Below are 11,974 nucleotides of genomic sequence, written 5' to 3'. Positions count from 1 at the left end.
CACGTGACGGACAGGACGGTCCTCGACATGTTCCGGCTGGACGGCCGGGTGGCGATCGTGACGGGGGCGTCCTCCGGCCTCGGCGCGGTGTTCGCCCGCGCCCTGGCGGAGGCCGGCGCCGACGTGGCCCTCGGCGCGCGCCGCGAGGAGCGCCTGGCCGACACGCGCGCGGCCGTGGAGGCGGCCGGCCGGCAGGCGATCACCGTGCGCACCGACGTCTCCCGGCCCGAGGACTGCCAGGGCCTGGTCGACGCGACCGTGGCGGAATTCGGCAAGGTCGACGTCCTGGTGAACAACGCCGGCGTGGGCACCGCCGTGCCGGCCACCCGCGAGACGCCGGAGCAGTTCCGCGAGGTCATCGACGTGAACCTCAACGGCTGCTACTGGATGGCGCAGGCCTGCGCGCGGGTCATGCAGCCGGGCAGCTCGATCGTCAACATCTCGAGCATCCTCGGGCTCACCACGGCCGGGCTGCCCCAGGCGGCCTACGCGGCGAGCAAGGCCGGCCTGATCGGGCTCACCCGCGACCTGGCCCAGCAGTGGACCGGCCGCAGGGGCATCCGGGTCAACGCGCTGGCCCCCGGCTTCTTCGAGTCGGAGATGACCGACCAGTACCCCGAGGGGTACATCGAGGGCCAGATGTCGCGCGTGCTGGCCGGCCGCAAGGGCGATCCGATGGAGCTGGCCGCCGCGCTGGTCTTCCTGGTCAGCGACGCGGGCGGCTACGTCACCGGGACGACGCTGCCGGTCGAGGGCGGGCTGCTCACCAGCTGAGCTGGATGCCTGGCCCCGACCACCGCGGGACCGGTGCCCCGGGAGCCCTCCGGACGCGCGAGAGGCCCCGCCGCGGACGGCGGGGCCTCTCGGTGCTGCTGGGTGCCCCCGGCAGGATTCGAACCTGCGCACCCGCCTCCGGAGGGCGGTGCTCTATCCCCTGAGCTACGGGGGCTCTGCGGTGGGGCGTCGTAGAACCTACCAGCACCGCCGCGGCGTCCCGACGGCGGTGCGTCAGGGCGCGGGCAGCGGGGCGCCGCCGCGCGCGGTGAGCATCCGCTCCATCGTCGTCACCTCCGCGGTCTGGGTCTCCGCGATCGTGCCGGCCAGGCTCGCGACGGCGGGCAGGCCGGCGTGCTCGGCGGCGTACCGCGCCATGTCGTAGCCGCCCTGGTGGTGCCGGATCATCAGCCGGAGGAACTCCACGTCGAACGCCGTCCCCGACAGCGCGCGCAGCTGCGCCAGCTCCTCCTCGGTGGCCATGCCCGGCATCGGGCCGCCGTCCGCGGCCGCCGTGTCGTGGCCCGCGTGGCTGCCGGAGGACATCCAGGCCATGGTCTCGCCACCGGTCGGCGGCAGGTCCCACAGCGCCAGCCAGCCCTGCATCCGCCCGACCTGGTTCTGCTGGGTCTCGGCGATGTCGAACGCCAGCCGGCGGACCTCCGGGTCGGTGCTGCGCTCCAGCGCCAGGTTGGCCATCTCCACGCCCTGCAGGTGGTGCCGGGACATGTCACGGGCGAAGCCGGCCGCCACCGAGTCCCCGGCCGGCGCCGGCTCCCCGCGGCCGATGCCCAGGGCGACCGCGGCGCCCCCGCCGATCAGGACCAGCCCGACGGCGATGACCGCCAGCAGGAGGGCCCGCAGCGGGCTGCGCGCAGCGGTCACGGGGTCGGCGTGGTGGGGGCGTCGGTCGTCATGGCGTCGGCGCCGCGGCTGCCGTCGCCGACGACGAGCGGGTCGCTGATGAACTGCGGGTTCTCGCAGCTCGCGCCGGGCTCCGGGAAGAACTCCTGGTTGTAGGTCAGGAAGTCGGCGAACTGCTCGATCCGCGGGTCGTCGGCCGAGTCGACCTGCAGCTGGTGGTTCCAAGACTGCAGGCTGATCGGGGAGGCCTGGCCGGGGTTGGGGGAGACCATCCGGCCGGACTCGTCGGCGTACGCGGTGAGCGTGTCCAGCGCGTCCCCGCTGATGACGTCGGGGTCGTAGGTGATCCAGACGGCGCCGTGCTCCATGCTGTGGACGGCGTTCTCCTGCCGGATCGGCACGTCGTAGACGGTGCCGGTGCAGTCGGCCCACTCACCGTCGTGCGGCCCGCCGACGGGCGGGGACTGCTCGTAGGTGACCGGGGTGGTCACGTGCTCCTGACCGGCGGCGTAGTCGAAGGTCTGGACGCCGCCGATCTCCTCGACGGAGTCCACCCGGCCGGCCTCGGCCTCGTTGACCTGCACGACGGCGTAGGTGAGGACGGCGGCGGCGAACACCAGGACGGCGACCGCGGCGGCGATCAGCCCCCACGGCCGCTGCGGGGCGACGACGTTGGTCACCGGCGGACGGGTGCGCCCGCTCCCGCCGCCTGCCGCGCCCGACCGACGTGCTCCGCCGCTCGGGCGGCCGGGCTCGGGCTTGCGGTCCTTGGCCAAGGCCTCTCCTCGGTGCTCGGTGTGTGACAGAGGTCTCCGGCCGCGGGCCCGCGGGGGCCGGCCGGGTGGCGCGGCGACTCCCGCGCGGCTGTCCGAGGGCCGAGTCTAGGTGCGCGAGGTGAACGGTCCCTGGGAGCGCGGGGTTCCTGGGGTGGGGAAGCCCGCATGGGGCACAGGAGGCCGGTCAGTACGCTCGTGCGGTGACACCCGAGCAGCTGCAGGCCGTCGTCCGCACCGCCGTGGGCGCGGTCGTCGAGCGAGGCGCGCTGTCCGTCGAGGTGCCCGCCGAGGCCGTCGTCGAGCGGCCGAAGAACCCCGAGCACGGCGACTACGCCACCAACGTGGCGCTGCGGCTGGCCAAGCCGGCCGGGCGGCCGCCGCGCGAGGTGGCCGAGCTGCTCGCCGAGGAGCTGCGGGCGCACCCGGGCATCGCCTCCGTCGACGTCGCGGGCCCCGGCTTCCTCAACATCACCCTGGCGCAGGGCGCGCTCGGGAGGATCGCCGTCGAGGCGGTCACCGCGGGCCCCGGCTACGGGCACACCGACGCGCTGGCCGGCCAGAGGCTCAACCTCGAGTTCGTGTCGGCCAACCCGACCGGTCCGGTGCACATTGGCGGCACCCGCTGGGCCGCCGTGGGCGACGCCCTCGGCCGGCTGCTGGAGGCCAGCGGTGCGTCGGTGACGCGGGAGTACTACTTCAACGACGCCGGCGCGCAGATCGACCGGTTCGCCCGCAGCCTGATGGCCGCCGCGGCCGGCCGCCCGGTGCCCGAGGACGGCTACGCCGGCGACTACATCGGCGAGATCGCCGCGCAGGTCGTCGCGGCCGAGCCCGGCGTGCTCGACCTGCCGGAACCGGAGCAGCAGGAGCGCTTCCGCGAGCGCGGCGTCGAGCTGATGTTCGCCGAGATCAAGCGGACGCTCGCGGGGTTCGGCGTCCACTTCGACGTCTACTTCAGCGAGCGCACGCTGCACGACACCGGCGCGCTGGAGAAGGCGATCGCGCGGCTGCGGGAGAACGGCCACGTCTACGAGGCCGACGGCGCCACCTGGCTGCGCACCACCGACTTCGGCGACGACAAGGACCGGCCGCTGGTCAAGAGCGACGGCGACCCCACCTACTTCGCCGCCGACTGCGCCTACTACCTCGACAAGCGCTCCCGCGGCTTCGACAAGGTCGTGATCATGCTCGGCGCCGACCACGCCGGCTACATCGGCCGGTACAAGGCGCTGGTGGCCGCGGTCGGCGACGACCCCGAGGCCCACCTGGAGATCCTGCTGGGCCAGCTGGTCAACCTGGTCCGCGACGGCGAGCCGGTGCGGATGAGCAAGCGGGCCGGCACCGTCGTCCTGCTCGAGGACCTCATGGAGGCCGTCGGCGCCGACGCCGCCCGGTACGCCCTCGCCCGGGCCTCGGTGGACCAGCAGATCGACCTGGACCTCGACCTGTGGAGCCGGCAGAGCAACGACAACCCGGTCTTCTACGTCCAGTACGCGCACGCCCGCATCTCCTCGGTGCTGCGCAACGCCGCCGACCTCGGCATCGCCCTCGGCGAGCCGGGGGACGTCGACGTCGCCCAGCTGACCCACGAGCGGGAGAACGACCTGCTCCGCGCCATCGGCGAGTTCCCGCGGGTGCTGACCTCGGCCGCGGAACTGCGCGCCCCGCACCGGGTCGCCCGCTACCTCGAGGAGCTGGCCGGCACCTACCACCGCTTCTACGACTCCTGCCGCGTGCTGCCGCGCGGCGACGAGGAGGCCGGCGCCCTGAACGTCGCCCGGCTCTGGCTGTGCGCGGCCACCGCGGTGGTGCTGCGCAACGGCCTCGGCGTGCTGGGCGTGAGCGCCCCGGAGCGGATGTGAGGGCGCACCCGGCGGGACCGCTGCACGGCAGCATCTCCCCGCCACCGTCCGTCGGCCTTCCGCCGGCCGACCTCGGCACGCTCGACCCGCAGGTCTGGCCGCGCTCGGCGCGGCGGGTCGACGGCGAGCTGCACCTGGGCGGCCGGCCGGTCACCGAGCTGGCGCGCACCCACGGCACCCCGCTGTTCGTCCTCGACGAGGGTGACTTCCGGGGCCGCGCCGCGGACTTCGCTGCCGCCTTCGACGGCGCCGACGTGCACTACGCCTCCAAGGCGTTCCTCTGCGGTCAGGTCGCCCGCTGGATCGCCGACGACGGCCTGCACCTCGACGCCTGCTCGGGCAACGAGCTCGCCCTGGCCCTGGCCGCCGGCTTCCCGGCCGAGCGGATCGCGCTGCACGGCAACAACAAGTCCCTCGTCGAGCTGCAGCTGGCCGTCGACGCCGGCATCGGGCACGTCGTGCTCGACTCCTTCGACGAGATCGACCGGCTGGTCCCGATGGCCGCCGCCCGGGTCGCCGAGGGTGGCACGCCGGTCCCGGTCCTCGTCCGGACGACGGTGGGCATCGAGGCGCACACCCACGAGTTCATCGCCACCGCCCACGAGGACCAGAAGTTCGGCTTCTCGCTGGCCACCGGCGACGCGCTGACCGCCGCGGTCCGGGTGATCCGCGAGCCCGCGCTGCGGCTGACCGGCCTGCACAGCCACATCGGCTCGCAGATCTTCGACACCGCCGGGTTCGAGGCGGCCGCGCACCGGGTGGTGGGGCTGCTCGGCCAGGTGCGGCAGGCCACCGGCGAGGTGCTGGAGGAGCTGAACCTCGGTGGCGGCTTCGGCATCGCCTACCTGCCCGAGGACGACCCGGTCGGACCCGACGACGTCGCCCGGCGGCTGCGGGCCGTCGTCGCCGGTGAGTGCGCGGCGCTGGACCTGCCGGTCCCCCGGCTGGCGGTCGAGCCCGGGCGGGCCATCGCCGGCCCCGGCACCGTGACGCTCTACGAGATCGGCACCATCAAGCCGGTGCGCCTGGGCAGCGGCGGGCACGGCGCCCCGCAGGTGCGCAACTACGTCTCGGTCGACGGCGGGATGAGCGACAACATCCGCACCGCGCTCTACGACGCCTCCTACAGCTGCGTGCTGGCCAACCGGACCTCCGAGGCCCCGCCGGCGCTGTGCCGGGTCGTCGGCAAGCACTGCGAGAGCGGCGACGTCCTGGTGCGCGACCTGTGGCTGCCCGCCGACGTCCAGCCGGGCGACCTGCTCGCGGTCGCCGCGACCGGCGCGTACTGCTGGTCGATGGCGAGCAACTACAACTACCTGCTCAAGCCGCCGGTGGTGGCCGTGCAGGACGGCGTCGCCACGGAGATCGTCCGGCGTCAGACACTGTCGGACGTGTTCGCCCTCGACGCCGTCCTCGCCGACGTCCCCGCGCCGTCCCCGGCGATCGACCAGCCCGCACCCGAGCACCCCGTGGGGTTCCGATCGTGAACGCACCGTTGAAGGTCGCCCTGCTGGGCTGCGGCACCGTCGGCAGCGCCGTGCTGCGGCTGCTGGAGGAGCAGGCGGCCGACCTCGCCGCCCGCATCGGCCGCCCGGTCGAGGTCGCCGGGGTCGCGGTCCGCCGTCCCGACCGGCACCCCGACGTGCCCGCCCACCTGCTCACCACCGACGCGCACGGCCTGGTGACCCGGCCCGACGTCGACCTCGTCGTCGAGGTCATCGGCGGCATCGAGCCGGTGCGCTCGCTGCTGCTGGCCGCCTTCGAGGCCGGCAAGCCGGTGGTCAGCGCGAACAAGGCGCTGCTCGCCGAGGACGGCGGCGAGCTGCACGCAGCCGCCGCCAAGGCCGGCGTCGACCTCTACTACGAGGCCGCGGTCGCCGGAGCCATCCCGCTGCTGCGCCCCCTGCGCGAGTCGCTGGCCGGTGACCAGCTGCGCCGGGTGGTCGGCATCGTCAACGGCACGACCAACTACATCCTGTCGCGGATGGCGGAGACCGGGCACGGCTTCACCGAGGCGCTGGCCGAGGCCACCGACCTCGGGTACGCCGAGGCCGACCCGACCGCCGACGTCGACGGTTTCGACGCCGCCGCCAAGGCCGCGATCCTGGCCTCGCTGGCCTTTCACACCCCGGTCTCGGCCGCCGACGTGTACCGCGAGGGCATCTCCGCGGTGACCTCCACCGACGTCGCGCGCGCCGCGGAGATCGGCTGCACGGTCAAGCTGCTGGCCATCTGCGAGCGGGTCGCGGGGGACGGCGGGGACTCCGTCGCCGTGCGCGTGCACCCGGCGATGATCCCGACGACGCACCCGCTGGCCTCGGTCGGCGGCGCGTTCAACGCCGTCTTCGTCGAGGCCGAGGCCGCCGGGCAGCTGATGTTCTACGGCCAGGGCGCCGGCGGGGACGCCACCGCCAGCGCCGTCCTGGGCGACCTGGTCGCCGTCGCGCGCAACCGGGTCGCCGGGGTGGCCGGCCCCGGCGTCACCACCTACGCGGGCCTGCCCGCGCGGCCGATCGCCGAGACCCCGACCCGGTACCACGTCAGCCTCGATGTGGCCGACAAGCCGGGCGTGCTCGCGACGGTGGCGCAGGAGTTCGCGCGGCACGGGGTCAGCATCGCCACCGTGCGCCAGGACGGGCACGGGGACGCCGCGACGCTGGTCCTCGTGACGCACAGCGCGCCGGATGCCGCCCTGTCGGCCACGGTGGCCGCGCTCCGCGAGATGCCCGTCGTCCGCGGCGTCACCAGCATCCTGCGTGTGGAAGGACTGTCATGACGACGCAGCTGCCCGCCCGGGGCACCGTGTCCCCGCTGTGGCCGGGCCTCATCGAGGCCTACCGCTCGCGGTTGCCGGTCAGCGACAGCACCCCGGTGGTGACCCTCCAGGAGGGCGCGACCCCGCTCGTGCCGGCGCCGGAGCTGTCCCGCCGCACCGGCTGCGACGTCTACCTCAAGGTCGAGGGCGCCAACCCGACCGGGTCGTTCAAGGACCGCGGGATGACCATGGCCATCACGAAGGCCAAGGAGGAGGGCGCGCAGGCGGTCATCTGCGCCTCCACCGGCAACACCAGCGCCAGCGCCGCCGCCTACGCCGCCCGCGCCGGCATGGTCTGCGCCGTCCTGGTCCCGCAGGGCAAGATCGCACTGGGCAAGCTGGCCCAGGCGCTGGTGCACGGCGCCAAGCTGCTGCAGGTCGACGGCAACTTCGACGACTGCCTCGCGCTGGCCAGCAAGCTGGCGATCGACTACCCGGTCAGCCTGGTCAACAGCGTCAACCAGTACCGGATCGAGGGGCAGAAGACCGCCTCGTTCGAGATCGTCGACGTCCTCGGCGACGCCCCGGACGTCCACTGCCTGCCCGTCGGCAACGCCGGCAACATCACCGCGTACTGGCAGGGCTACCGCGAGTACGCCGCCGACGGCACCGCCACGAGGACGCCGCGCATGTGGGGCTTCCAGGCCGCCGGCGCCGCCCCGATCGTCACCGGGCAGGTCGTCGAACAGCCGCAGACCATCGCCACCGCCATCCGCATCGGCAACCCGGCGTCCTGGACCAAGGCGCTGGCCGCCCGCGACGAGTCCGGTGGGCGCATCGACGCGGTCACCGACCGCGCCATCCTCGCGGCCTACCGGCTGCTGGCCCGCACCGAGGCCGTCTTCGTCGAGCCGGCGTCCGCCGCGTCGGTCGCCGGGCTGCTCCAGGTGGCCGAGGCGGGGCAGCTCGAGCCGGGGCAGCGGGTCGTCTGCACGGTGACCGGGAACGGCCTCAAGGACCCGGAGTGGGCGATCTCCGGTGCGCCGGCCCCGGTGACGGTGCCGGTCGACGCGGCGGCCGCCGCCGCGCAGCTCGGCCTGTGACCTCGCCGTCGGTGCGGGTCCGCGTGCCCGCCACCAGCGCCAACCTCGGTCCGGCCTTCGACTGCGCCGGGCTGGCCCTGACCCGCCACGACGTCGTCGAGTTCGCTCCCGCACCCGAGGGGCTCGAGGTCGTCCTGTCGGGGGAGGGCGCGGACTCCCTGCCCACCGACGAGTCGCACCTCGTGGTCCGGGCCTTCCGCACCGGCTGCGCCGAGCTGGGCTGGACGCCGCCGGGCCTGCGGGTCGTCGCGGACAACGGGATTCCGCAGGGGCGGGGGATGGGCTCGTCCGCCGCCGCGGTCGTCGCCGGCCTGGTCGGCGCCTGGGCGTTGTGCCCCGACGTCGAGGGGGTGGACCGCGACGCCGTCCTGCGGCTGGCCACCGAGCTCGAGGGGCACCCCGACAACGTGGCGCCGTGCCTGCTCGGCGGGGCGACGCTGTCGTGGATGACCGGCGACGGCGCCCGGGCCGCGCGGCTCGACGTCTCTCCCGACGTGCTGCCGGTCGTGCTGGTCCCGGACACCACGCTGTCCACGCACGTCGCCCGCGGCCTGCTGCCCGACGCCGTCCCGCACGCCGATGCGTCGTTCAACGCCGGCCGGGCCGCACTGCTGGTGCACGCGCTGACCCGCGAACCCGACCTGCTGGTCGAGGCCACGGAGGACCGCCTCCACCAGGGGCAGCGCGCCGCGGCGATGCCGGGGTCGGCGCAACTGCTCCAGCGGCTGCGCGCCGCCGGGCACGCCGCGGTCGTCTCCGGTGCCGGGCCGAGCCTGCTGGTGCTCGCCCGCCGCACCGACGGGGGAACCGGCGTCCGCGACGTGAGAGATCTCACTCCACCGGGGTGGTCGGTGCTGCCCCTGGACGTCGATCCCTCCGGGGCGGACGTGCAGGTCGGGGCGGCTGAGGTATCGTCTCGATAACGAGGAACACTCCCGTTCCGACCGGTGTTGTCGTGTCCGTGAGCCCGCACTAGGCTCACGGCGTAGCCGCCCAGTCGGGCGAGCCTCGCGCGGGGCGTTGCAGACGATCGCATGTCCGTCGCCGCAGATTCCGCCTCGCACCCACTTGATCCCGTTTTTCCCCTGTGTCCGATCGAGGATCGGGCGGGGGAGGGACCGGGTCACCCCCTGCGCCGGTAGGCGCAGGTCTCCGCAGGGAAGGACCTGTACGTGAGCGAGACCACCGACCTCGTCACCGCGCCGCAGGGCGCAGGCACCGACGAGGCACCTGCCGCTTCTGGGACGACGGGCCGCACCCGTCGCCGCGGCAGCGGGCTCTCCGGCATGCTGCTGCCCGAGCTGCAGCGACTGGCCGCCGAGCTCGGCATCTCCGGCACCGGCCGGATGCGCAAGGGCGACCTGGTCGCCGCCATCTCCGCCCGCCAGGTCGGCGGCGAGGGCAGTGGTGGCGCCGCCACCGAGAGCGCCCCCGCCGACATCCCGGCCGCGCGCGGCGCCGACACCGCGCGCGGAGTGGCCGCCACGGCCGCGCCGCTCGAGGCCCCGATCAGCGGCGGCGCCAACAGCGGCCCGCTGACCGCGTCGCCCGACGCGTCGACCGAACCCGCGCCGCGCCGCCGTCGTGCGGCCAGCCGGCCCGCCGGCGCGCCGGCCGCCGAGGGCACCGCCCCGGCGACCGAGGCCGCGCCCGCGGCGCCCGAGCCGCGCACCGAGACCCCCGAGTCGCGTACCGGGACGCCCGCGCCGGCGGCCGACACGGCCCCGGAGCGGACCGACGGCGAGCGCGCCGAGGGCGACCGCCCGCAGCGCAACCGCGACCGTGGCCGCAGCCGCCCCGACCGGGACGGCGGCAACCGCGAGAACCGCAGCGAGACGCGCGACAACCGCAGCGAGGCCCGCGACAACCGCGAGGGCAACCGGGACGGCGGCGAGCGCGGCCGCACCGAGCGCACCGAGCGCGACGGCAACCGGGGCCCCGACCGCGCCGAGCGCGGCGGCCGGCCGGAGAACCGCACCGACACCCGGAGCGACCGCACCGACCGCGGGAACGACCGCACCGACGAGGACGACGACGACTTCGAGGGTGGCCGCGGCCGCCGGGGTCGCCGCTACCGGGACCGCAACCGCCGGGGCAACAACCGCGAGCGGTTCGAGCCGAACGAGCCGACCGTCAGCGAGGACGACGTCCTGCTGCCCGTCGCCGGCATCCTCGACGTGCTGGACAACTACGCGTTCGTCCGCACCTCCGGCTACCTGACCGGCCCGAACGACGTCTACGTCTCGCTGTCGCAGGTGCGCCGCTACGGCCTGCGCCGCGGTGACGCCATCACCGGCGCCGTCCGGCAGCCCCGCGAGGGCGAGCGGAAGGACAAGTACAACGCGCTGGTCCGGCTGGACACCGTCAACGGCCTGGAGCCCGAGCAGGCGAGGCAGCGCCCGGAGTTCACCAAGCTGACCCCGCTCTACCCGCAGGAGCGCCTGCGGCTGGAGACCGAGCCGCACCAGCTGACCACCCGGGTCATCGACCTGGTCATGCCCATCGGCAAGGGGCAGCGCGCCCTCATCGTGTCGCCGCCCAAGGCCGGCAAGACGATGGTGCTGCAGTCGATCGCCAACGCGATCACGACGAACAACCCCGAGTGCCACCTCATGGTCGTCCTCGTCGACGAGCGGCCCGAGGAGGTCACCGACATGCAGCGCTCGGTGAAGGGCGAGGTCATCGCCTCGACCTTCGACCGGCCGCCGTCGGACCACACCACGGTCGCGGAGCTGTCCATCGAGCGGGCCAAGCGCCTGGTCGAGATGGGCCACGACGTCGTCGTCCTGCTGGACTCGATCACCCGCCTGGGCCGCGCCTACAACCTGGCGGCCCCCGCCAGCGGGCGCATCCTCTCCGGTGGTGTCGACTCCACGGCGCTGTACCCGCCCAAGCGCTTCCTCGGCGCCGCCCGCAACATCGAGAACGGCGGCTCGCTGACCATCATCGCCTCGGCGCTGGTGGAGACCGGCTCCACGATGGACACGGTCATCTTCGAGGAGTTCAAGGGCACCGGTAACGCGGAGATCAAGCTGGACCGCCGGCTGGCGGACAAGCGGGTCTTCCCGGCCGTCGACGTCAACGCGTCGGGCACGCGCAAGGAGGAGATCCTCATGTCGCCCGACGAGCTGGCCATCGTCATCAAGCTGCGCCGGGTGCTCGCCGCGCTCGAGCCGCAGCAGGCGCTGGAGCTGCTGCTCGACAAGCTGCGCAAGACGCGCAACAACATCGAGTTCCTCATGCAGATCCAGAAGACCACGCTCGGCCCGGAGCGCGATTGATGGAAGGACCACCCTTCCCCCCACGCCTCGCAAGCTCGGCGCGGGTCCCTGAAGGGTGGCCGTTCCAGCACCTCACCACTCAGGGATACTGAGCGGCCGAGCCCCGCGCCGCGGCCGGAATGACCGGCCGGCCACCGGCGTTCGACCACCTGAACGGCACAGACCACCGGAAGAGGCGACATGAAGCCCGGCATCCACCCCGACTACCACACCACCACGGTGACCTGTGGTTGCGGGAACACCTTCACCACCCGCAGCACCGCGCCCGGCGGCACGCTGACCGTCGAGACCTGCTCCGCCTGCCACCCCTTCTACACGGGCAAGCAGCGGATCCTCGACACCGGCGGCCGCGTGGCCCGGTTCGAGAAGCGGTTCGGCAAGCGCAACGCCAACGCCGGCCAGTAGTCCCCCCGACGGCGCCCGTCCCACCTCGCGTGGGGCGGGCGCCGTCGTCGTGTCCAGCCCCGTCCTCCCGGCGGTTTCCGCGGCCAGCCACCACCAGCTCCGCGCGGTGAACAACAGCGGCCAGCGGATCCGGCAGGTCCGGGTGGGCCACGAC

10 protein-coding genes and 1 tRNA gene are annotated in these 11,974 nt (G+C 74.3%); 8 read left to right on the top strand and 3 right to left on the bottom strand.

The genetic code is table 11. From position 1 onward, the window contains the following. Positions 1-3: 3 nt before the first annotated feature. A complete protein-coding gene (locus ACI78Z_RS07155) occupies positions 4-774 on the top strand; it encodes an SDR family NAD(P)-dependent oxidoreductase (protein ID WP_457035838.1) in 771 nt (256 codons plus the stop codon). Positions 775-877: 103 nt separating this feature from the next. On the opposite strand, the gene ACI78Z_RS07150 is transcribed toward ACI78Z_RS07155, so the two are convergent. The 3 genes from ACI78Z_RS07150 to ACI78Z_RS07140 all read right to left on the bottom strand — a co-directional run bounded on the left by ACI78Z_RS07150 (position 878) and on the right by ACI78Z_RS07140 (position 2,318). Further along, positions 878-949 (bottom strand) — tRNA-Arg (locus ACI78Z_RS07150). A gap of 59 nt (positions 950-1,008) precedes the next feature. Further along, positions 1,009-1,659, bottom strand: coding sequence for a DUF305 domain-containing protein (locus ACI78Z_RS07145; protein ID WP_457035837.1), 651 nt, complete (start codon positions 1,657-1,659; stop codon positions 1,009-1,011). Then, positions 1,656-2,318 (bottom strand): DUF3105 domain-containing protein, encoded by a 663-nt coding sequence (locus ACI78Z_RS07140; RefSeq protein WP_457035836.1) that lies wholly within the window; start codon positions 2,316-2,318, stop codon positions 1,656-1,658. The genes ACI78Z_RS07145 and ACI78Z_RS07140 overlap by 4 nt, the downstream gene beginning before the upstream one ends. Before the next feature lie 296 nt (positions 2,319-2,614). On the opposite strand from ACI78Z_RS07140, the gene argS reads away from it, so the two are divergent. From argS to rpmE, 7 genes are all read left to right on the top strand, one after another. Beyond that, positions 2,615-4,276, top strand: coding sequence for an arginine--tRNA ligase (argS, locus tag ACI78Z_RS07135; protein WP_457035835.1), 1,662 nt, complete (start codon positions 2,615-2,617; stop codon positions 4,274-4,276). Beyond that, positions 4,273-5,763: a diaminopimelate decarboxylase gene (gene lysA / locus ACI78Z_RS07130; RefSeq protein ID WP_457035834.1), complete on the top strand. Its 1,491-nt coding sequence runs from the start codon at positions 4,273-4,275 to the stop codon at positions 5,761-5,763. Before argS ends, lysA begins: the two co-directional genes overlap by 4 nt. After that, positions 5,760-7,052: a homoserine dehydrogenase gene (locus ACI78Z_RS07125; protein WP_457035833.1), complete on the top strand. Its 1,293-nt coding sequence runs from the start codon at positions 5,760-5,762 to the stop codon at positions 7,050-7,052. Before lysA ends, ACI78Z_RS07125 begins: the two co-directional genes overlap by 4 nt. Then, positions 7,049-8,134 (top strand): threonine synthase, encoded by a 1,086-nt coding sequence (gene thrC, locus ACI78Z_RS07120; protein ID WP_457035832.1) that lies wholly within the window; start codon positions 7,049-7,051, stop codon positions 8,132-8,134. The genes ACI78Z_RS07125 and thrC overlap by 4 nt, the downstream gene beginning before the upstream one ends. Positions 8,135-8,157: 23 nt before the next feature. Beyond that, positions 8,158-9,057 (top strand): homoserine kinase, encoded by a 900-nt coding sequence (thrB, locus tag ACI78Z_RS07115; protein ID WP_457035831.1) that lies wholly within the window; start codon positions 8,158-8,160, stop codon positions 9,055-9,057. 249 nt (positions 9,058-9,306) lie between these two features. Next, the gene (gene rho / locus ACI78Z_RS07110; protein ID WP_457035830.1) at positions 9,307-11,415 is read left to right on the top strand and encodes a transcription termination factor Rho; all 2,109 of its coding nucleotides are present in this window, start codon (positions 9,307-9,309) and stop codon (positions 11,413-11,415) included. A gap of 180 nt (positions 11,416-11,595) precedes the next feature. Next, positions 11,596-11,820 (top strand): 50S ribosomal protein L31, encoded by a 225-nt coding sequence (rpmE, locus tag ACI78Z_RS07105; RefSeq protein ID WP_091212718.1) that lies wholly within the window; start codon positions 11,596-11,598, stop codon positions 11,818-11,820. Positions 11,821-11,974 lie beyond the last annotated feature (154 nt).

Source organism: Geodermatophilus sp. SYSU D01176 (assembly GCF_054050015.1).
Note: the sequence above shows the minus strand (reverse complement) of the source record. Positions and strands in the feature narration are given on the sequence as shown.